General features: G+C 60.7%; 19 protein-coding genes. 11 read left to right on the top strand and 8 right to left on the bottom strand.

Annotated elements, in window-relative coordinates; genetic code table 11:
- The first annotated feature begins 5 nt into the window (after window positions 1–5).
- Both RHP74_RS16015 and speB read left to right on the top strand, forming a co-directional pair.
- On the top strand, window positions 6–1,097 hold the full coding sequence (locus RHP74_RS16015) for a polyamine ABC transporter substrate-binding protein (protein WP_010460589.1): 1,092 nt from the start codon (window positions 6–8) through the stop codon (window positions 1,095–1,097).
- 16 nt (window positions 1,098–1,113) lie between these two features.
- Window positions 1,114–2,073, top strand: a complete 960-nt coding sequence (gene speB, locus RHP74_RS16010; protein ID WP_077747787.1) for an agmatinase — start codon at window positions 1,114–1,116, stop codon at window positions 2,071–2,073.
- 76 nt (window positions 2,074–2,149) lie between these two features.
- Here the strand turns inward: speB and RHP74_RS16005 are convergent, their stop codons facing one another.
- Window positions 2,150–3,202 (bottom strand): aldo/keto reductase, encoded by a 1,053-nt coding sequence (locus RHP74_RS16005; protein WP_311095803.1) that lies wholly within the window; start codon window positions 3,200–3,202, stop codon window positions 2,150–2,152.
- Window positions 3,203–3,402: 200 nt separating this feature from the next.
- On the opposite strand from RHP74_RS16005, the gene RHP74_RS16000 reads away from it, so the two are divergent.
- The 6 genes from RHP74_RS16000 to chrA all read left to right on the top strand — a co-directional run bounded on the left by RHP74_RS16000 (window position 3,403) and on the right by chrA (window position 8,068).
- Entirely contained in the window at window positions 3,403–4,119 is a 717-nt protein-coding gene (locus RHP74_RS16000) for a YafY family protein (RefSeq protein ID WP_311095802.1), read from the top strand.
- Window positions 4,120–4,171: 52 nt separating this feature from the next.
- Window positions 4,172–4,513: a nuclear transport factor 2 family protein gene (locus tag RHP74_RS15995; RefSeq protein ID WP_311095801.1), complete on the top strand. Its 342-nt coding sequence runs from the start codon at window positions 4,172–4,174 to the stop codon at window positions 4,511–4,513.
- Window positions 4,514–4,540: 27 nt separating this feature from the next.
- Window positions 4,541–5,659 carry a cell division protein ZapE gene (zapE, locus tag RHP74_RS15990; RefSeq protein ID WP_010460579.1) on the top strand — a complete coding sequence of 373 codons (1,119 nt, stop codon included), beginning with the start codon at window positions 4,541–4,543 and terminating at the stop codon, window positions 5,657–5,659.
- A gap of 18 nt (window positions 5,660–5,677) precedes the next feature.
- Window positions 5,678–6,259, top strand: coding sequence for a DinB family protein (locus RHP74_RS15985; protein ID WP_311095800.1), 582 nt, complete (start codon window positions 5,678–5,680; stop codon window positions 6,257–6,259).
- A gap of 102 nt (window positions 6,260–6,361) precedes the next feature.
- The gene (locus RHP74_RS15980) at window positions 6,362–6,853 is read left to right on the top strand and encodes a GNAT family N-acetyltransferase (protein ID WP_010460575.1); all 492 of its coding nucleotides are present in this window, start codon (window positions 6,362–6,364) and stop codon (window positions 6,851–6,853) included.
- A gap of 6 nt (window positions 6,854–6,859) precedes the next feature.
- Complete coding sequence (gene chrA, locus RHP74_RS15975) at window positions 6,860–8,068, top strand: chromate efflux transporter (protein WP_077747792.1); 1,209 nt, start codon at window positions 6,860–6,862, stop codon at window positions 8,066–8,068.
- 56 nt (window positions 8,069–8,124) lie between these two features.
- On the opposite strand, the gene RHP74_RS15970 is transcribed toward chrA, so the two are convergent.
- The 4 genes from RHP74_RS15970 to RHP74_RS15955 form a co-directional block, all read right to left on the bottom strand.
- Window positions 8,125–8,334: a hypothetical protein gene (locus RHP74_RS15970; protein WP_311095799.1), complete on the bottom strand. Its 210-nt coding sequence runs from the start codon at window positions 8,332–8,334 to the stop codon at window positions 8,125–8,127.
- 96 nt (window positions 8,335–8,430) lie between these two features.
- Window positions 8,431–10,668 carry a TonB-dependent siderophore receptor gene (locus tag RHP74_RS15965; protein WP_311095798.1) on the bottom strand — a complete coding sequence of 746 codons (2,238 nt, stop codon included), beginning with the start codon at window positions 10,666–10,668 and terminating at the stop codon, window positions 8,431–8,433.
- A gap of 201 nt (window positions 10,669–10,869) precedes the next feature.
- Complete coding sequence (locus RHP74_RS15960) at window positions 10,870–12,615, bottom strand: phosphoethanolamine transferase CptA (RefSeq protein WP_311095797.1); 1,746 nt, start codon at window positions 12,613–12,615, stop codon at window positions 10,870–10,872.
- A 209-nt stretch (window positions 12,616–12,824) separates the two neighbouring features.
- Complete coding sequence (locus RHP74_RS15955) at window positions 12,825–13,007, bottom strand: DUF6026 family protein (RefSeq protein ID WP_077747795.1); 183 nt, start codon at window positions 13,005–13,007, stop codon at window positions 12,825–12,827.
- A 272-nt stretch (window positions 13,008–13,279) separates the two neighbouring features.
- Between RHP74_RS15955 and gnd the strand changes: the two genes are divergently transcribed.
- The 3 genes from gnd to RHP74_RS15940 are packed head-to-tail and all read left to right on the top strand — an operon-like array spanning window position 13,280 to window position 16,601.
- Window positions 13,280–14,260 (top strand): phosphogluconate dehydrogenase (NAD(+)-dependent, decarboxylating), encoded by a 981-nt coding sequence (gene gnd, locus RHP74_RS15950; RefSeq protein WP_010460565.1) that lies wholly within the window; start codon window positions 13,280–13,282, stop codon window positions 14,258–14,260.
- On the top strand, window positions 14,257–15,780 hold the full coding sequence (gene zwf / locus RHP74_RS15945) for a glucose-6-phosphate dehydrogenase (RefSeq protein WP_169857705.1): 1,524 nt from the start codon (window positions 14,257–14,259) through the stop codon (window positions 15,778–15,780). Before gnd ends, zwf begins: the two co-directional genes overlap by 4 nt.
- Window positions 15,777–16,601, top strand: coding sequence for an HAD family hydrolase (locus tag RHP74_RS15940; protein ID WP_311095796.1), 825 nt, complete (start codon window positions 15,777–15,779; stop codon window positions 16,599–16,601). The genes zwf and RHP74_RS15940 overlap by 4 nt, the downstream gene beginning before the upstream one ends.
- Window positions 16,602–16,690: 89 nt before the next feature.
- Here the strand turns inward: RHP74_RS15940 and nhaB are convergent, their stop codons facing one another.
- The 3 genes from nhaB to RHP74_RS15925 form a co-directional block, all read right to left on the bottom strand.
- Window positions 16,691–18,193, bottom strand: coding sequence for a sodium/proton antiporter NhaB (gene nhaB, locus RHP74_RS15935; RefSeq protein ID WP_311095795.1), 1,503 nt, complete (start codon window positions 18,191–18,193; stop codon window positions 16,691–16,693).
- A gap of 77 nt (window positions 18,194–18,270) precedes the next feature.
- Entirely contained in the window at window positions 18,271–19,560 is a 1,290-nt protein-coding gene (locus RHP74_RS15930; protein WP_311095794.1) for a hypothetical protein, read from the bottom strand.
- A 270-nt stretch (window positions 19,561–19,830) separates the two neighbouring features.
- Complete coding sequence (locus RHP74_RS15925; RefSeq protein ID WP_311095793.1) at window positions 19,831–20,097, bottom strand: hypothetical protein; 267 nt, start codon at window positions 20,095–20,097, stop codon at window positions 19,831–19,833.
- Window positions 20,098–20,123: the final 26 nt, after the last annotated feature.

Raw genomic sequence — 20,123 nt, 5'->3', positions numbered from 1 at the left:
TCGTCATGGCTCCCGTATTCAAACTGGGTTTACCCGCGCTCTTTCTCGCCATGGCCGCGTCGGCCCAGGCAGAGGAAAAAACCCTCAACCTCTACAGTTGGGCCGATTACGTGCCGCCTGAAACCCTGCAGCATTTCGAAAAGGAAACCGGCATTCATGTGCGTTACGACACGTTCGATTCTTCGGAAGTGCTGGAAACCAAACTGCTCACCGGCGGCAGCGGTTATGACGTGGTGGTGCCGTCCTCCAGCGTGCTGGCCCGTGGTCTGGCGGCCGGTGCGCTGAAGGAGATTCCCCACGAAGGGCTCAAGGGCTACGCCAACCTCGACCCGGACCTGCTGGAAAAACTGGCGGCTGTCGACCCCGGCAATCGTTATGGCGTGCCGTATACCTGGGGCACGCTGGGGCTGGGGATGAACGTCGAGGCGGTGCAAAAACGCTTGCCCGATGTGCCGCTCAACAGCCTCGATCTGCTGTTCAAACCGCAATACGCCGGCAAGCTGAAGGACTGCGGCATTGCGATTCTCGATTCGCCCCAGGAAGTGATTGGCCTGGCGTTGCACTATCTCGGTAAAGATCCCTACAGCACCGACAAGGCAGATCTGACCGCCGCCGAGGCGTTGTTGCATCAGTTGCAGCCCAATGTGCTGTACGTCGCCACCGGGCGGCAGATCAGCGATCTGGCCAATGGCAGCGTGTGCCTGGCCTTGACCTATAACGGCGACGCCAGCATGGCCGCCGACCAGGCGCGCAAGGCCAACAAACCGTTCGAGGTGGCCTACCGGATTCCGAAGGAAGGCACGCTGGTCTGGCAGGACAACCTGGCGATACCCAAGGACGCGCCACACCCCGAAGCGGCTCGGGCATTCATTGAATTCATGTTGCGCCCCGAGTCCGTCGCGGCGCTGACCAACACGCTGTTCTTTGCCACGGCCAACCGTGCAGCGACGCCACTGGTGGACGAAGCCGTGCGGACCGACCCGGACATCTACCCCCTGGCCGACACCCGCGAACGGCTGTACGCCGACCGCAGCATGAGCCTCAAGGACATGCGCTCGCGCACTCGCCTGTGGACCACTTTCCGTAGCCGCCAATAAATAATAAGGAGATCCCATGGACGTCCCGATTCAAAACGATCAGGCCCTGACCCGCGACAGCCTCTTCGGTACTGCCGCCGAAAGTACTTACGCCGGTATCACCAGTTTCATGCGTCGTCGCTACAGCCGTGATTTGCGCGGCGTCGACGTGGTGGTCAGCGGTGTGCCGTTCGACACCGCCACCAGCAACCGTCCCGGTGCGCGCTTCGGCCCGCGCGGCATTCGTGCCGCATCGACCGGGATTGCCTGGGAACGTCACTGGCCATGGACGTTTGACCCGTTCGATCATCTGGCGGTCATCGACTACGGTGATTGCGCCTTCGATTACGGCTCGCCGCACGCGGTGCCGGAAAGCATCGAGGCCCACGCCGAGCACATCCTGAACGGCGGTTGCGCGATGCTGACCTTCGGCGGTGACCACTTCGTCAGTTATCCGCTGCTCAAGGCCCATGCGCGCAAACATGGCCCCCTGTCGTTGATTCACTTTGACGCCCACAGCGATACCTGGCCGGACGAAGAGGGCAAGCGCGTCGATCACGGGACGATGTTCTGGCACGCGGCCAAGGAAGGTTTGGTGGATCCGTCGCGCTCGGTGCAGATCGGCTTGCGCACCACCAATGATGATCACCAGGGCTTCCAGGTGCTGGATGCGCGGCAGGTGCATCGGCAAGGGTGTGAGGCGATTGTCGAGGCGATTCGTGCGCGGGTGGGGGATAACCCGGTGTACCTGACGTTCGATATCGATTGCCTCGACCCGGCGTTCGCACCGGGCACCGGAACGCCGGTGTGTGGAGGCTTGAGCACGGTGCAGGCGCTGGAAATTCTCGGCGGGTTGCGCGGGATCAATCTGGTGGGGATGGACGTGGTGGAAGTCGCGCCGGCCTACGACCATGCGGACATTACGTCACTGGCGGCGGCGACATTGGCGATGGAGATGCTGTGCCTGTATGCGGCCAGGCACAAAATAGACCGGTAAGACGCCTTCTTGTGGCGAACACAAAGTCTGTGAACGCCACAAATCTGTAGGAGCGAGGCTTGCCCGCGAAGCTTTTTCAGGCCACCGGAATGATTGGCAGGTCAAGGGTTTCAGCCCCGGTATACCGCGCCGCCGAACCGGCAATCGTTTCATGTGGCACGCCCTTCGGCACGTTGCTGACCCCATCAAGCCGCGACAATTGCTCCGGGCTCAATTGCACCGTCAACGCGCCCAATGTCGCATCCAGTTGCTCACGAGTGCGCGAACCCAGAATCGGAATCAGCGCCGTCGTCGAACGCTTGGCCTTTTCCCGCAGCCAGGCAATGGCCACATGAGTAGGCGTGGCTTCAAGCTCCGCTGCCACTGCGAGCAAGGTGTCGAGCAGGGCGGTTTCGTGGGCGCTTTTCTCGGTGTGGACCAGCATGCCGAGTTTGGCGGCGCGGTTGTTGTCATCATTGCTGCGGTACTTGCCCGTGAGAAACCCGCCACCCAGCGGCGACCAGATCGTAGCCGCCAGCCCGAGCGCTTCGGCCATCGGCAGCAACTCACATTCGGCGGTGCGTTCGGCCAGGCTGTATTCGGCCTGAATCGCTGCAATCGGCGCGAAACCGCGTACTTCGGCCAGGACATCGGCGCGAGCAATGCGCCAGGCCGGGAAATTCGACAGCCCGGCGTAGTGAATCTTGCCGGCGCGCACCAGGTCGTCGAAGCCGCGCAGGATCTCTTCCATCGGCGTCACGCCGTCACTGATGTGCGCCCAGAACAGGTCGATGTGATCGGTGTTGAGCCGTTTCAGGCTTTCTTCCACGGCACGAACCATGTTCTTGCGGCTGTTGCCGGTGTGGGAAATGCCCGCGGCTGGCGTGGTACCCATGGTGTATTTGGTGGCGATAACCAGGCGATCGCGTTCCGGTGCGATGAACTCGCTGAGCATGGCTTCCGACTGGCCGGCCTGATAACCGTTGGCGGTGTCGATGAAGTTGCCGCCGGCTTCCAGGTAACCGTCGAAAATGCGCTTGGCTTCGTCACGCTCGGCGCCATGCCCCCAGCCGGTGCCGAAGTTACCGGCGCCCAGCGCCAGTTCCGAAACCCGCAAGCCGGTTTTGCGGCCGAAGACTGTGTAATGCATGAGGTAACTCCTGAGGAACGACGCCGGGGGTGATTTAAATGTCTAGCAACATGTATTTAATATGATGCGAGTAATATGGCTCGTCAAGGCGCTTTTCCAGGCAGGGCAAAACAGCTGACCACCAGGGCGGCGCTCCTGCCAACTTCTGACAGCGGCCTCTGCTAAGCTCCGACGACTTTCCAGGAAAGAGCCTGCCGATCGTGTCGCGTACCACTCGTTTACTCACGTTGTTGCAAGTACTGCGGGGTAAAAGTCGTCCGGCCACGGCCGCGACGCTCGCCGGGGAATTGCAGATTTCCGAACGCACGTTGTACCGCGACATCGCCGAGTTGACCGCGCTGGGCGCACCCATCTTCGGCGAAGCAGGGGTCGGTTACGTGTTGCGCAGCGGGTTGTTCCTGCCGCCTCTGATGCTCAATGCCGACGAAACCGAAGCCATCGTGCTCGGATTGCGTTACGTCGATCAGCGTGGCGACGAGGTGTTGAGCAAAGCCGCGGCCGATGCCCTGGCGAAGATTGCCGCCGTGTTGGCGCCTGAAGCTCAGGATGCTTTGCGCAACCCGACGGTGTTGCCGGGCCCGCGCGGCTATGGGTATCCGCAAAACGCCGTGCCGTTGAACGTGTTTCGCCAGGCGATTCGCGAACAATCCAAGCTGAACATCGATTATGCAGACGCTCAACAGGTGCCCAGTCAGCGGCTGATCTGGCCATTGGCGCTGGGTTTTCTCAATGAGGTGCGGATCATTGTCGCCTGGTGCGAATTGCGCAGTGCCTACCGCACGTTTCGTACCGACCGGATCTCGGCCGCTCACGAGCAGGGCGAGCGCTATCCGGGGCGACGCAGCGACCTGTTGCGCACCTGGCACAAGCAGATGCAACCGGATGACGCCGGGCGTTTCACTCCTGACAAGAATTGACACAGACCTGTTCTAGCATGGCTCCAGAATCAAACAACAAGGAGCCGCACCCATGTCCAATCCAGCCTCTTCACTGGCACCCGCCATCGCCGCCTACATTGCCGCCGCCAATGCCCGCGACACCTCGCGGGTCGGCTGTTTTTTTGCTGAGGACGCCAACGTGTTCGATGAGGGCCAACACCGGATCGGCACGCAAGCCATCGCCCAATGGATGCAAGACACCGCGCAACGTTATGAACCACGGGTCGAAGTGCTCGACGTTCAGCAACGTACCGGCAAAGTCCTGGTGCACAACCTGATTTCCGGGACCTTTCCCGGCAGTCCGCTGGAACTGCGCTACATGTTCCGCCTCAACGAGCAGGGCAAGATCGCCCGGCTGGACATCTCTGTGTAAACCCGAGCGCATGGCATACTGCCGCGCATGAATGTCGACTCTCCCCTAAGCGCCTGGCAACACGCCATTGAACAGAAGGGCTTCGTCCAGGACGAAGCCCAGGAACATGCCGTGTGGGCGCTGCAAAAATGCCACGAAGCCCTGCATGAAGGCCGCACGCCGATCACCGGCGTTTACCTCTGGGGGCCGGTCGGACGGGGCAAAACCTGGTTGATGGATCAGTTCTACCAAAACCTCAAGGTCCCGGCCCGACGCCAACACTTTCACCATTTCATGGGCTGGGTGCATCAGCGCTCGTTCCAGCTGACCGGCACCGCCGACCCGTTGAAGGCGTTGGCCCGTGAGTTGAGCCAGGAAGTGCGGGTGCTGTGTTTCGATGAACTGTTCGTCAACGACATCGGCGACGCGATCATTCTCGGGCGTTTGTTTCAGGTGATGTTCGAGCAGGGCGTGGTGGTGGTCTGCACCTCCAATCAACCGCCGGACCAGCTATACGCCGATGGCTTCAACCGCGACCGCTTCGTGCCCGCCATCGAAGCGATCAAAAAGCACATGCAAGTGATCGCGGTGGATGGCGGCGAAGACCATCGCCTGCATCCCGGCGCGGGTCTGCAACGGTATTGGGTGGCGGCGCCCGGGCAGCCGAGCGCGCTCGGTGAGGTGTTCAACGGGTTGACCGCAGGCCAGCCCACGTCCAGCGATCCGATCACGGTTGGTTACCGCTCGGTCACTGTGGTGCAGGCCAGTTCGACAGTACTCTGGTGCCGCTACGCCGACCTGTGCGAACAACCGTTCGCCGCCATGGACTTCATGGCGCTGTGCGACACCTTCAGCGCTATTCTGTTGAGTGAAGTGCCAAATCTGAGCGCACAGAAACGTGAAGGGCGCATCGCCCGAGGCACGGAAGACGGTGCCGAACGGGTCGTGGCCGGTGATCGCGAGCTGCCGCAATTGTCGGTGCATGACGACGGTGTCCGGCGTTTCATTGCCCTGGTGGACGAGTGCTACGACCGCAAGGTGCCGCTGTACCTGGAAGCGCAGGTGCCGATGGCGGCGTTGTACACCGAGGGTTATCTGGAATTCCCGTTCCGCCGCACGTTAAGCCGTTTACAGGAAATGCAGTTGCAACGTTTCGCCGAAGCCTGATGGCCGGGAGCCGCGAATATGAATCAGCCTCTGTCTCACCATTTGCTGACCATGGCCTATCAGAATGCCTGGGCCAATTACCGACTCGCCAAGGCCTGGACTCAGCTGAGCCCGGCCGAACTGGCGGCACCGCGAGTGAGCTTCTTCCCCAGCCTGATCGCCACCCTCAACCACATCCTGACGTGCGACTGGTTTTACGTGGATGCGCTGGAGCGGGAACTGCGCGGGGACGATCCGCATCCTGATTGCTATGTGTTCTTTGCCAAAGACGAGCCGTTCGCGTTGGCCGCCGATCTGCAGCGTGAACAAGCGCATGTGGACCGTCGCCTGATTGCCTATTGCGAACAATTGCGCGACGCCGATCTGGGGCGAATCGTGACCATCGCCCGGGACACGCCGCAACATGACAGCCGTCTGCGCCTGCTGTCGCATTTGTTCGAACACCAGCTGCATCATCGCGGCCAGGTCCACGCGATGCTCAGCGGCACCTCGGTCAAGCCGCCGCAGCTGGACGAGTTTTTCTGCGCCGGGGAATCGCCCCTGAGGGCTGAGGATTTTGCCGAGTTGGGCTGGACCGAAACGCTGATCTGGGGCGTTTGAAACAGGTTCGGGTTGTCGCCGATTGCGCCTCGCGATAATGTCCGTCGACCTCCCGGCGCGAGTGACGCGCCGGGGCAACTTGACGGGACGTTGACGATGGAAATGGAATCCGCAGAAATTCTAGTGCTTCAGGCCAGCTACACCAATGGGCTGCATGCCGAGGCGATCGGTGTGGTGCTCAATGCCTACGCCGAAGACCCGATGGGCGGCGGGCACCCACTGCCCGAAGACATCCTGCGGCAACTGCCGGGGGAACTGGCCAAGCGTCCCCATGCATTCAGCGTGCTGGCGTTTGTCGGTGGCGAACCGGCCGGGCTGGTCAATTGCTTCGAAGGTTTCTCGACGTTTGCCTGCCGGCCGCTGGTCAACGTGCACGATGTGGCGGTGATGCCTAGGTTTCGCGGCCTGGGGTTGAGCCAGAAGATGCTGCAAAAAGTTGAAGACATCGCCCGCCAGCGCGGCTGCTGCAAGATCACCCTGGAAGTCCTCGAGGGTAATGCCGTCGCGCAGGCGTCTTATGGCAAGTTCGGATTTGCCCCCGGCATGTTCGACCCGGCCCATGGCCGAATGCTGTTTTGGACCAAGGACCTTTAACGCCACATGAGCCGCCTCGATGACGCGCAAGGCAGGGCACCCGTGAAAACGGACAAGCCGTGGGCGATTTTCCTGATCTTTCTGCGCCTGGGGCTGACCTCGTTTGGCGGTCCTGTCGCCCATCTGGGCTATTTTCGTGACGAGTTCGTGGCGCGTCGGCGCTGGCTCGGCGAAGCCGCCTACGCCGAACTGATTGCCCTGTGCCAGTTTCTGCCGGGCCCGGCGAGCAGCCAGGTGGGCATGGCGCTGGGTTTGTCCCGCGCCGGCTATTGGGGGGCATTGGCGGCGTGGGCAGGGTTTACCTTGCCCTCGGCGCTGATCCTGACGCTGCTGGCATTGGGCATCACCCACGGTGGCTGGGCGTTGCCGGCCGGTTTGATTCACGGGCTGAAAATTGTCGCCGTCGCCGTGGTTGCCCAGGCCGTGTGGGGGATGGCCCGCACGTTATGCCGAGGTCCGGTGCAAGTGGGCATCACGTTGCTGGCGACTGCCGGGGTGTTGCTCTGGCCAACGATGGGCGGGCAACTGACGGTGATGGCCGTGGCGGCGCTGATCGGCCTGGTCTTGCTGCACAACGCCAATGCAGCGCCACGGGAGGGTTTGTCGATTCGGGTCAGTCGCGTGGCCGGCTGGCTGGCGATGGCTGTGTTCGTGACGTTGCTGTTGGGGTTGCCGTTGATTGCGCATTACTGGCCGGACTCGCTGACCAGCCTGTTCGACCGTTTCTACCGCACGGGGGCGCTGGTGTTTGGCGGCGGCCATGTGGTGTTGCCGCTGTTGCAAAGCCAGGTCGTGAGCACGGGATTGCTCGACAATGACGTGTTTCTCGCCGGTTACGCCGCCGCGCAAGCGATGCCAGGACCATTGTTCACGTTTGCGGCGTTCCTTGGCGCGTCCATCAGCGGCTGGAGCGGCGCGCTGGTGTGCGTCCTGGCGATATTCCTGCCGTCGCTGCTGCTGGTGATCGGCGTCCTGCCGTTCTGGCAACGCTTGCGTGGCATTGGCCGAGTGCAAGCGGCGCTGGCCGGGGTGAACGCCGGGGTGGTCGGGTTGTTGCTGGCTGCGTTGTATCAGCCATTGTGGACCACCTCGATCCTCGGGCCGCTGGATGTTCTGATGGCGGTCCTGGCATTGATGGCGCTGCTGTTCTGGCGGTGCCCGCCGTGGTTACTGGTGCTGCTGGGCGGGAGTTGCGGCGTGCTCTTGGGCGCGTGAAAACTGTCGAGCGGGCATAAAAAAGGGCGTCCCTCAGAACGCCCGTTTGCCATCGTTTATGTCGGCCGATAGGTTTCGGTCACTTGCGCGGTCTGATCGTTCGGAACCCTCAGCTCGATCGTCCTGGTCTCGATGCCGTTGGCCTGCTGTTGTTTGAAGTGCAGGGTTTCGAAGTAATACCTCATGCGCTCGGCACCGCCTTCGGCAAAGGCTGCGGTCGAACCGAACATCATCAGACTGGCAAGGATCAGCGCGGTACATTTCATGGTGTGCCTCCTACTGCGGATAGGGTGCTCTTTCGTCCATGAACCAATGTTGCCAAGCCATTATCCGCCGATTCCGTCAGCTGGATATGATCTGCGTCAGAGCTTCCAGTCCAGGCTCAGGGTGACCGTGCGCGGGTCACCCCAGTAGACGCCGTTGTAGAAGCCGACGTTGTCGTAATACTTCTTGTCGAACAGGTTGTCGACGTTCAGCGAAGCCGACAGGTGCTGATCAAATGCGTAGCGCGACATCAGTTTGACCACCGTGTAGGCCTCCTGACGGATGTGGGTGCTGGCGGTAATGATCTCGCCATCGGCGCCACGGCCGACCGGGCGTCTGGCGGCGCGGTAGACGTCGCTTTGCCAGTTCACGGCGCCGCCCACGGTCAGTGCCTGCCAGTCGCCGGGCAAGCGATAAGCCGTGGAGAAGCGGAACATGTTCAACGGCTGGTTGGTGTTGTTGCGCTGCTTCTCGCCATTGGCCGAGTGGGTGTAGGTGTAGCCGGCCGTCATGTTCCAGCCTGCCATCACTTCACCTGAGACCTCGGCTTCGAAACCCTGGACTTTGTTGCCTTTGCCGCCCGATTTGAAGAACTCCTCACCGGTGACCGGGTCCGGTGGCACCGAGTCGTCGAGTTCGGCCACGTTATCCTGCTTGCTCCAGAACACCGCGGTGGCGAGGTTCAGTCGCTCTTCGAGCAGGCTGCCCTTGAGCCCCAGTTCATAGTTGCTGCCGACCACTGGATCGAGGTAGTTGTGATTGCTGTCACGCTCGTCCTGCGGCTTGAAAATATCGGTGTAGCTGACATAAGCGGTGTATTCAGGCGTGATGTCGTAGAGCAGCCCGGCGTACGGTGTCCACATGTCGTTGTGCTTCTGGCTGGTGGATTCGACACCGGTCAGTTGCAGATTGCCGTCGTATTGGTTGGCCTTTCTTGAAATTTCCCACGTGCCATAGCGACTGCCGAGTACCGCATGCAGGTCGTCGGTCAGGGTCAGGCGCGTGGCCAGGTAACCGGCCTTTTGCCGGGTGTTTTCATCGGAGCCTTTCAGGCCGGTGACGGTGTCCGGGAATTTGGGAATGCCACCCATGTACTTCCAGTCGGGGACTTTCTCGTAATCCGGCGACCGCGGGCCGTCTACCGTGTAAGGGTTGTCTTCGCTGCGTTCGGCTTCGCCATAGCCGATCATCATTTCGTGCTCACGCCCGAACAGCGAATAAGGGCCGGACACGTTGAAGTCATAGGCTTTCATTTTTTGCGTGCCGACCATGTGGCTGACGTTGGCGATCATGCCGCTGCGATCTGCCTCGGGGAAGCCGCCACCGCCGTAGTAGATCTTGCCGTCGGTGTCACTCTCACGGTGGGTGTAAGCGGCCTTGAGGTGCCAGCCGGCGCCCAGTTGCTGGTCCAGCGTGGCAAACGCGGTCTTGTCTTTCAGTGGCCAGGAACTCCACGGCGTGGCCATGTTGGTGGAGCGTCCGAGGTTGGCTTTGCTGCCGTCAGCATTCCAGTAGGGCACAGTGCCCCAAGAGGTGCCTTGCACCTGTTTGTTTTGGTAGTCGTATCCCACGGCCAGCACGGTGTCATCGGTCAGGTCGGCTTCGAGAATCCCGTAGCCGACTTCCCGTTGCAACGCGTACTTGTCTCGGTAGGAACCGCTGTCGCGATAAGCCAGCACACCGCGTCCGCGCAGGCGGCCGTCGAAGGCCAGCGGTCCGCCGACATCGACGTAACTGTAGTAATCGTCATAGCTGCCGCCGCTGACACCGGTCTGGGCCTCCCATTGTGCGGTCGGCCGTTTGCGCACCATGTTGATCGTCGCGGAAGGATCGCCGGCGCCCGTGGTCAGGCCGGTCGCGCCGCGAACCACTTCGATGCGGTCGTAAATAATGGTGTCGGAATCGGACTTCATGTAGCTGAAGGTGTTGAGCATTCCATCGATCTGGAAGTTGTTGATCGAGTAACCGCGGGACGAATAGCTGACGCGGTCCGAATCGTTGTGCTGAACCACTACGCCGGTGGTCTGGCTCATGGCTTCGGAAAGCGTGCCGAGTTTGAAGTCGTCCATTTGCTGGCGCGTGACCACGGACACCGATTGCGGCGTTTCCTTGATCGACAGGTTGAGCCGCGTAGCGGTGCTCATGGCACCGGTGGTGTATGACTCGGTGTTTTCGGTGGTGCTGCCCAATCCCTGGGCTGTCACATTGGTTGCACCCAGTTCAAGGGTGCGGCTCGGCTCTTGATCCGGGGCAGTTTCAGCCAGCAGGTCGGGGCTCAGCGCAGCACTGCACAGGCCCAGGGTAAAGGTTATGGAACGGGTGATAGGCGCGAACATCGCAGCCGACTCCTTGTCTTCGAGGGAAAAATTCCGTTTGTTCAAAGACGAAGGGGGGAGAGGGGATTTAGGTCTAAACGAGAATTATTGTTATTTTAAGATGTTTCGGAGACGTTAAGGCGGGGCTGGTGTAACCCTGTGGGAGCAAGCTCCCGCAGGGTTCTCGACAGAGTGAAAGATCGGCGCCGATCCCTCAGGGCATCATTTCTGCGCGACTGCCGGATCGGTCGACGTGCTTTTCGGTTTCATCAGGCTGAAGTCGATCAGCGGGCGCGACTGACGCTCATACGGATTGCCGATCATCAACGGACGCGGCGTGAAGCTGTCGCTGACCAGGCTCTTGCTGCGGTCCAGCTCATCAAAACTCAGGCCCGCCAAGTCCGCCCAGGTGTGGATCAGCTGCGAGCTGCTGTAAGGCCGCGCGAGGTCACCGGCAAAACTCCAGTCGTGGGTTTCACGCCATTTCGGCGAAGCCCAGGCCATGAACGGAATGGTGTACATCGGCGCCGTCGGCTTGGCCTCGTTGCGTCCCAGCGTGCTGTGGCCCACGGAGTCGAAGACATCTTCGCCGTGGTCCGAGAGGTACATCAGGAAGCCGTTCGGATCTGACTTGGCGTAATCCTTGATCAGGCTGGACACCACGAAGTCGTTGTACAGCACGGCGTTGTCATAGCTGTTGTACGTTGGTACCTGGTCGTCACGCACGCCTTCCGGCACGCCTTTGCGATCGGTGAACTTGTTGAAGGTCGGCGGGTACCGGTACTGATAGCTCATGTGCGTGCCGAGCAAATGCACCACGATCAGCTTGCGCGGTGCGGCGTCTGCCAGGGCCTTGTTAAATGGCGCGATGACGTCGCCATCGTACTGCGCGGCGTTCTGGTTGCGATTGTTGTTCAGGTACACCTGCTCGTCGGCTTGTTCGGAGAACGTGGTGAGCATGGTGTTGCGCTTGGTCATGGTTTGCTGGTTGGTGATCCAGAAGGTCTTGTAACCGGCCTGTTTCATCATGCTGACCACGGACGGCGTGGACAGGTAAAGGTCCGGGTTTTCTTCGTCGGCGAACGTCAGCACCTGCTGCAACGCCTCGATGGTGTACGGGCGCGGGGTGATGACGTTGTCGAAGACCGCCATCTGATCCTTGAGCTTGTCCAGTTCCGGCGTGGTTTCACGCGGGTAGCCATAGAGGCTCATGCGCTGACGGTTGGTGGACTCGCCGATCACCAGCACCAGGGTCGCTGGCTGGTTGGCCATCGTGTCCTTGAGGTTCTTGAGCGGTGGAATCTTGCTCGCGCTGTCGAGCATGTCTTGCATGCCGGCCAGGGTGTCGAGGTAACGGTGATACGCCACAGCCATCTGCCAAGGCACCGCCGGCTCGATACGGGTTTCGAATTTCTCGAAGCCACCAGCCAGGCTGCCGGTACGCGCGGTTTGCTTGATCAGCGGGTAACCGACCACGGCCACCAGAATGGCGGTTGCAGCCACCAGCGCACGTCCACGGGGCATGTACACCGGGCGCAAGCGGGTCCACAGGAAATAAGCAAACAGCGTGTGGGCGAGGAACGCCGCCACCATCCACCAGGCGAAATACTGGGTCATGTACTCGCCCGCTTCACTGATGTTCGATTCGAACATGATGAAGATGACGCTCTGGGAGAATTCCTGCTGATAGATGAAGAAGTAACCCAGGCTGGCCATCGAGCAGGCCCACAGCACCACGCCGATCACCGCGGCCATGACACGAGTCTGTCTAGGGAACAGCAGCATCGGTGCAAGCCAGATGGCGCTCATCACAAAGGCTTGGCGGAACCCGGTGAAGCCCGAGGTGCCCGTCAATTGAATGAGTAATTGGGTGATGCCGGAAAAATACCAGAAGAACAGGAACAACCAGAGAAATCCTGCCCAATCAAAACCTTTCGCAGTCGTATTGCTGCGTTTAAACACAGTCATTCAGCGCTCCAGCCAAAAAAATCAAATCGCGTCGACCCGTCGGGAGCCTTCCATGTTGCCGACGAACGGAAACCGCACGGATACCGAGCGGCCATAATGAGCCGGAGTATCAACACGTCGATGTGAAAACTTTGTGAGTTGCCGCAAACGGCAAGGCTGGGAAGCGGTGTCGGAAACAGCAGAAGGCTGTTTCCGAGTCAGGCGGGGGATCAGGCGTGTGGTGCGCGCGCGGTGACGGGCAAGGGCTGAGCCGAAGAGCTTTGTGTGAGTAAGCGCAGCTGCGCGAGCTCCTGCTTCAACAGGTCGCGCTCTTCTTTCAACTGGCGCAATTCATCACGACGGATCGTGACGTAAAGGGTTTGTGCTGGCCGTGCTGCTTGTACTGTGCCCATTGCTCACCTCGCAAATGGCGTGCATCAACTGTAAAACCGCCCCGACATCGGGTGCTGTATTACTATCGGCACCGATTTTGATTTCTTTTGCCCCTGAAGGGAACTTTTTTATTTTTCATGGTCGTTGTGTCTTGAGTTCGATTTCCGACGTTATCAGTCAGGATCGGGCACAATGCCCGGAAACTTCACGCCAACGCTCTGGACTAACCCTCATTGGTCGCGTTGGGCTATAACCTTTGACACACTTTATTTGTAGTAGGGAGCATCAGCACATGCAACTCGGGATTATTGGACTGGGCCGCATGGGCGGAAATATTGCGCGTCGCCTGATGCTCAACGGGCATACCACCGTTGTTTACGACCGCAATACCGCCTTCGTCGACACCCTGGCCGCAGAAGGCGCCAAGGGCGTCATCGACTTGCCGGCGCTGGTCGCAGGCCTGGCCAAGCCACGTGCGGTGTGGGTCATGCTGCCGGCCGGTGCGCCGACCGAAGACACCATTGACTCCCTGAGCACCTTGCTCGAAGCCGGCGACACCATCATCGACGGCGGCAACACCTTCTATAAGGACGACATCCGCCGGGCGAAAACCCTGTCGGAAAAAGGCCTGCACTACGTCGATGTCGGCACATCCGGCGGCGTCTGGGGCCTGGAGCGCGGTTACTGCATGATGATCGGCGGCGAAGCCGAGGTGGTGAAACGCCTTGATCCGCTGTTCGACAGCCTGGCCCCCGGCATGGGCGACATCCCGCGTACCAAGGACCGCAAGTCGGAAGACGATCGCGCCGAGCGCGGTTACATCCACGCCGGCCCTGCCGGCTCTGGCCATTTCGTGAAGATGATCCACAACGGCATCGAGTACGGAATGATGCAGGCCTTCGCCGAAGGCTTCGACATCCTCAAGACCAAGGCCAGCGAAAACCTGCCGGAAGACCAACGTTTCGACCTGAACGTGGCCGACATCGCCGAAGTCTGGCGCCGTGGCAGCGTGGTGTCGTCGTGGTTGCTCGACCTGACCGCCGACGCACTGGCCAGCGATCCGAAACTCGACGGGTACTCCGGCTCCGTGGCTGACAGCGGTGAAGGCCGCTGGACCATCGAAGCCGCCATGGAGCAATCGGTGCCTGTACCGGTGCTGTCGAACTCGCTGTTCTCACGCTACCGTTCGCGCGGGCAAGGCACCTTTGGCGACAAGATCCTCTCGGCCCAGCGCTTCGGCTTCGGCGGCCACGTGGAGACTTCGAAAAAATGACCCGTCTGATCCGCAATAAATCGAAAGCAGAACCCGCACCACCGACCACGCTGTTTCTGTTCGGTGCCCATGGTGACCTGGTCAAGCGCTTGCTGATGCCGGCGCTGTACAACCTGAGTCGCGACGGTCTGCTAGGCGATGGACTGCGGATCATCGGCGTTGACCACAACGCCATCAGTGACGAAGCCTTTGCGCAGAAGCTTGAAGATTTCATCCGCACCGAAGCGGCCACCAAAGTCGGCAAGGGCGATGAAGCCCTTGACCCGGCGCTGTGGGCCAAACTGGCCAAAGGCATCAGCTACGTCCAGGGCGATTTCCTGGACGACAGCACATATCAAGCGCTGGCGGCGAAAATCGCCGCCAGCGGCACGGGCAATGCGGTGTTCTACCTGGCCACCGCGCCACGTTTCTTCAGTGAAGTGGTGCGCCGCCTCGGCACCGCCGGCTTGCTGCAAGAGACACCCGAAGCGTTCAGAAGGGTGGTGATAGAAAAACCGTTCGGCTCCGATCTGCACACCGCCGAAGCGTTGAATGCATGTCTGCTCAAGGTGATGTCGGAAAACCAGATCTACCGGATCGATCACTACCTGGGCAAGGAAACCGTGCAGAACATTTTGATCAGCCGGTTCTCCAACAGCCTGTTCGAAGCCTTCTGGAACAACCATTACATCGACCACGTGCAGATCACCGCCGCCGAAACCGTCGGCGTGGAAACCCGTGGCAGTTTTTATGAACACACGGGCGCCTTGCGGGACATGGTGCCCAATCACTTGTTCCAGTTGCTGGCAATGGTCGCGATGGAACCGCCGGCAGCCTTTGGCGCCGATGCGGTCCGTGGCGAGAAGGCCAAAGTGGTCGGCGCGATACGTCCGTGGTCCACGGAAGAGGCGCGAGCCAACTCGGTGCGTGGCCAATACACGGCCGGCGAACTCGATGGCAAGTCCTTGGCGGGTTATCGTGAGGAAGCCAACGTAGCGTCCGACAGCAACACCGAAACCTACGTCGCGCTCAAGGTCATGATCGACAACTGGCGTTGGGTCGGCGTGCCGTTTTACCTGCGCACCGGCAAACGCATGAGCGTGCGTGACACCGAGATCGTCATCTGCTTCAAACCTGCGCCCTACGCGCAGTTCCGCGATACCGAGGTCGATGAGCTGCAACCGACCTACCTGCGGATTCAGATTCAACCCAACGAAGGCATGTGGTTCGACCTGTTGGCCAAGCGGCCCGGGCCGGCCTTGAAAATGGCCAACATCGAGCTGGGTTTTGCCTACAAGGATTTCTTTGAAATGCAGCCGTCCACCGGCTACGAAACGCTGATCTACGATTGCCTGACGGGTGATCAGACACTGTTCCAGCGCGCCGACAACATCGAGAACGGCTGGCGCGCCGTGCAGCCATTCCTCGATGCCTGGCAGCAGGACGCGAGCGTGCAGCGCTATCCGGCGGGCGAGAACGGCCCGGAGGCGGCTGATGAACTGCTGGCCCGCGACGGTCGCGTCTGGCACAGCCTCGGATGAGTGACGTCACGCCACAATCCATCCGTTTTCTGCTGAGCGACATGGACGGCACTTTGCTGCTGCCCGATCACAGCCTCAGTCAGCGCACCATCGAGGCCGTCCGTTCGTTACGTGAGGCCGGCGTGCTGTTCAGCCTGGCCACCGGGCGTCCACCGAAAGCCATGCTGCAGCAGATCGAAGCCCTCGGTGTCGACCTGCCGACGGCGGCATTCAATGGCGGCACGATCGTCCATCCGGACGGCAGCGTGCTGGTCGCGCATTATTTGCCGGCCACGGCTGCGCTGACGGCGTTGGCGCTGTTTGCCGATCAGGCGGACGTGGAAATCTGGGTGTTCAGTGGCGGTGACTGGTTGCTGAAAGACCCGCACGGGCCGATGGTCCCACGCGAACAGCACGGCCTCGGCTATCCGCCGGTGGTGGTCGAGAGTTTCGAGCCGTATCTGACGCGCATCGACAAGATTGTTGCCACCAGCCACAACACGCAGTTGTTGATTGAGCTGGAAGCGCAGCTGCTGCCGAAAGTGGAAGGCCAGGCACAAGTCTCGCGGTCGCAACCGGTGTACCTGGACGTGACAGCGATGCTCGCCAACAAGGGTGCCGCACTGGCGACACTGGCGGAGTTTCTCGGTGTGCCGCTGGAGCAGACTGCCGCGATGGGCGATGGCGGCAATGACCCGGCGATGTTTCATCGTGCCGGGTTGTCAATTGCCATGGGGCAGGCGGAAGAAGCGGTGAAGCGCCAGGCCGACGTGGTGACAGGTGCCAATACCGAAGACGGCGCGGCCCAGGCGATCGAGCAATACATCCTCAGCGCGGGTTAAACCGCGTTATCGTTCTTCGCGGGCAAGCCTCGCTCCTACACTGACCTGTGGGAACGAGGCTTGCCCGCGAAGGCGTCAAACCTGCTAACTCAAAGCCAGAAACTCACGGCGTACCAACCCAGCACACCCATCACCACCGTGTACGGCACCGCCATCCATACCATCCGCCCATACGACAGGCGAATCAGCGGCGCAATCGCCGACGTCAGCAAAAACAGAAACGCCGCCTGGCCATTGGGTGTCGCCACGCTCGGCAAGTTGGTGCCGGTATTGATCGCAATGGCCAGCGTTTCAAAATGCTCGCGGCTCATATTGCCGGAGATGAACGCCTGTTTCACTTCGGTGATGTAAATGGTCGCCACAAACACGTTGTCGCTGATGGCCGACAGCAAACCGTTGGCAAAGAACAACATGCCCGGCTGTTGATCGGCCGGCAGCGCCAGCACCCACTGGATCAGCGGCGTGAACAGCTGCTGATCGTGGATGACCGCAACCACCGCGAAGAACACCACCAACAGGGCCGTGAACGGCATGGCGTCCTTGAACGCGTTGCCGATGCGGTGCTCGTCGGTGATGCCGGTGAAGGCGGTGATCAACACGATCACCATCAAGCCGATCAGGCCGACCTCGGCGATATGAAATGCCAGCCCGGCAATCAGGAACAACGCCGCCGCGCCTTGCACCAGCAACGCTGCGCGCTGGCGTGAAGTGCGTTCGGCATTGTCTTCGGCGGCATAGTTGGCCAACACCGCGCGCACGTTGTCCGGCAGCAGCGTGCCATAACCGAACCAGCGCAGTTTCTCCAACAGCACGCACGTCACCAGGCCCGCTGCCAGCACGGGCAGCGACACCGGGGCAACCTTCAGGAAAAACTCGGCGAAGTGCCAGCCCATTTCATGGCCGATCAACAGGTTTTGCGGCTCGCCGACCAGCGTACAGACGCCACCCAATGCCGTGCCCACGGCACCGTGCATCAGCAGGCTACGCAGGAAAGCACGGAACTGATCGAGGTCGTCGTGGTGCAATTTGGGCAGGTGCTGGTCATTACTGAACTCACTGTCCTGACGCGGATCATTGCCCGAGGCGACGCGGTGATACACCGAGTAAAACCCCACGGCGGCACTGATGATCACCGCCGTCACCGTCAGGGCATCGAGGAATGCCGACAGAAACGCCGAGAGAAAGCAGAACATCAAGGCCAGCAGGGCCTTGGAACGAACCCCCAGCAGCAGGCGCGAGAACAGAAACAGCAGCAGGTCTTTCATGAAGTAGATGCCTGCCACCATGAACATCAGCAGCAGGATCACCGGAAAGTTGTGCACCAGTTCGTCATAGAGTGCCTGGGGCGTGGTCATTTTCAGCAGCAGCGCTTCAATCAGCAGCAACCCGCCCGGCATCAGCGGATAACATTTGAGCGCCATGGCCAGGGTGAAGATGAACTCCAGCACCAGCAGCCAACCGGCCGCCACCGGACCGACGGTCCACAACACCAGGGCGTTGAGAATCAGGAAACCGACAATGCTCGCCTTGTACCAGCGAGGCGAGTGGCCTAGAAAGTTGTGCGCGAAGGCCTGGGCCATTGAACCGGACATCGGCTACTCCTTGTATTAAGAAGCGCGCAACTTGCCGTAAGCCGAAGGGAAGATCAAGTGTGGGAAAAGTCGTCGGCTTAGCCGAGATAGCGCACCACAATCGCCCGGTAATTGCCGTCCAGCGAATAACCGCCTACGACGATGCCTCCATTCGGCTGTACGGCCACTGATGTGGCGGTGTCCAGGCTGCGCCCCAGACGGGTGCGAACCCAACAAGTGCCCTCGGCAAAACCAGGATCGAGTTGCCCGCCCGGCAAGTACCGAGCCAGAAGAAAGTCGGCTTCGACTCCGCCAATCGTGGCGCCAACCGCCAGCACACGGCCGTCCGGCTGGAGTTGGGCGGCGTTCCACTGGCAGCCACTGGGTCCGATTTTCAGCAGGTGTGGCTGGCCACCGTTGCAATGAACGTCCGGGCGACCGTTGCTGTGCAGTGTCAGCGCCAGGCAATGCATCGGGTCGCGGCTGCTGCCAAAACAATGCAAATCACCATTTTCCTGCTGGACGATCTGGCTGACCTGAGCGCTGTGCCCCTCAACACTGAAAGTCATGAAACCATCCACGGCGAAGTGATCATCCAGACTGCCGTCGGGCAGGTAGCGCGCCAGCAAGCCTTCTTCAGGGAAGTTGATCGATCCACCGACCATGATCCGGCCGTCCCGCTGCAACAGCAGGCTGCTGAGCCAGGTGTTCATCAGCAAATGCCTGACCATGACAAAGCCGCGGCCGTTGAAGGTGGTGTCGAGTTCGCCAGTGTCGGTCAGGCGAATCAGCAGGCCGACGTGATCGGCCAGTTCGAAAGGGTGATTGGCCAGCAGCAGGATTCGGCCGTCAGCCTGTACCTGGACGTCGCAGGCTTCGGCCCCCGGTACGCCGGGAGGGAGCCAGGCGTCGCGCACGCCCTGGGACAGATTCCCCGGCAGGCGTATGACGCAGCATCCATTGTCGCCAAAGTCCCTGACCGGGTGACCTTGCGCGTCGAACAGCGCCAAGGCCGGCAGCGTCCGATGAGCGTCTTCATAGTGCAGGCCGGCGACCAGGATGTTCCCGTCGCCCAATACGAGGACTTTTCCCGCCATGGCCTCATGACCGCGCTGAAATTGCCCGATGACGCTGCCATGAGCGCCGAATGCAAGGTCTGCCGAACCGTCTTCAAGCAAGCGAGCCAGGCCAAAGCAATGGCCCCCTCGAGTGCCGACTTTCGCCGCCACCAGTACGCGACCGCTCGAGTCGATCGCCACGCCGTTGGCGATGCTCGACGTACTGCCGGCGAAATACACTTGGGTTTTGCCATTGGAGGCGAAGCTTTTATCGAGGAGGCCGGCCGTGCGCTGCGCGGCAGGTCGGGCAAAAGCAGTCAGGGTGGGCATGCGCGCATCTCCTTGCGAGCTGACCGAAACCCGGGAACCGGGAGGGCAACTGCGTGTGCAGAACATTCAATCCCTGAACGCTCGATTGCACAACTGTCACAACTCACAGGTGGAGGGTCGCTTTGTGCCAGAACAGTGACTTTTCGAACCACTGACAAGCCTGCCAAGTAATTCGTGGCGGGCAAGTTGGAATGGGGGGGCGTGACGAGCGACGTAGTTCGCTAAAAGAAAGGAGAAGAGGCGGACAACTTAAGTCATCCGCCAACGTCCTTAGTGTGGCATCGACCACGATTGCAGCGTGTAACCTTCCTCGCTCAGTTCGGCGCGAGCTTCTTCAAGAATGTGTTCAAGTTGCGCGGGGTCGGAATAAGTACTGCTCGGAATTTGTGTGCGGCCAATGTGGGCATTGGTGCGGTCGATAATGGTCAGGCTGAGTTCGCCATTGCCGTCTTGTGGGGCCCAGGCCACGCATTGAAAAGGTTGGAATGCGCGGTTGGCAATCAAAAGAGCTTCGTTGATACGGAGCGGGGCAGTCATGGGGTCTTCTCTCTATATGCCCAATC

Origin of the sequence: Pseudomonas sp. SG20052, from assembly GCF_031766055.1 — a bacterium.
GTDB classification, from domain to species: Bacteria; Pseudomonadota; Gammaproteobacteria; order Pseudomonadales; family Pseudomonadaceae; genus Aquipseudomonas; species Aquipseudomonas mandelii.
Note: the sequence above shows the minus strand (reverse complement) of the source record. Positions and strands in the feature narration are given on the sequence as shown.

Bases quoted from the DNA above. Each gene is read 5' to 3' on its own strand.
- RHP74_RS16015 (WP_010460589.1), top strand. From the start codon at position 6: ATGGCTCCCGTATTCAAACTGGGTTTACCCGCGCTCTTTCTCGCCATG.
- speB (WP_077747787.1), top strand. From the start codon at position 1,114: ATGGACGTCCCGATTCAAAACGATCAGGCCCTGACCCGCGACAGCCTC.
- RHP74_RS16005 (WP_311095803.1), bottom strand. From the start codon at position 3,202: ATGCATTACACAGTCTTCGGCCGCAAAACCGGCTTGCGGGTTTCGGAA.
- RHP74_RS15995 (WP_311095801.1), top strand. From the start codon at position 4,172: ATGTCCAATCCAGCCTCTTCACTGGCACCCGCCATCGCCGCCTACATT.
- zapE (WP_010460579.1), top strand. From the start codon at position 4,541: ATGAATGTCGACTCTCCCCTAAGCGCCTGGCAACACGCCATTGAACAG.
- RHP74_RS15985 (WP_311095800.1), top strand. From the start codon at position 5,678: ATGAATCAGCCTCTGTCTCACCATTTGCTGACCATGGCCTATCAGAAT.
- RHP74_RS15980 (WP_010460575.1), top strand. From the start codon at position 6,362: ATGGAATCCGCAGAAATTCTAGTGCTTCAGGCCAGCTACACCAATGGG.
- chrA (WP_077747792.1), top strand. From the start codon at position 6,860: ATGAGCCGCCTCGATGACGCGCAAGGCAGGGCACCCGTGAAAACGGAC.
- RHP74_RS15970 (WP_311095799.1), bottom strand. From the start codon at position 8,334: ATGAAATGTACCGCGCTGATCCTTGCCAGTCTGATGATGTTCGGTTCG.
- RHP74_RS15965 (WP_311095798.1), bottom strand. From the start codon at position 10,668: ATGTTCGCGCCTATCACCCGTTCCATAACCTTTACCCTGGGCCTGTGC.
- RHP74_RS15960 (WP_311095797.1), bottom strand. From the start codon at position 12,615: ATGACTGTGTTTAAACGCAGCAATACGACTGCGAAAGGTTTTGATTGG.
- RHP74_RS15955 (WP_077747795.1), bottom strand. From the start codon at position 13,007: ATGGGCACAGTACAAGCAGCACGGCCAGCACAAACCCTTTACGTCACG.
- gnd (WP_010460565.1), top strand. From the start codon at position 13,280: ATGCAACTCGGGATTATTGGACTGGGCCGCATGGGCGGAAATATTGCG.
- zwf (WP_169857705.1), top strand. From the start codon at position 14,257: ATGACCCGTCTGATCCGCAATAAATCGAAAGCAGAACCCGCACCACCG.
- RHP74_RS15940 (WP_311095796.1), top strand. From the start codon at position 15,777: ATGAGTGACGTCACGCCACAATCCATCCGTTTTCTGCTGAGCGACATG.
- nhaB (WP_311095795.1), bottom strand. From the start codon at position 18,193: ATGTCCGGTTCAATGGCCCAGGCCTTCGCGCACAACTTTCTAGGCCAC.
- RHP74_RS15930 (WP_311095794.1), bottom strand. From the start codon at position 19,560: ATGCCCACCCTGACTGCTTTTGCCCGACCTGCCGCGCAGCGCACGGCC.
- RHP74_RS15925 (WP_311095793.1), bottom strand. From the start codon at position 20,097: ATGACTGCCCCGCTCCGTATCAACGAAGCTCTTTTGATTGCCAACCGC.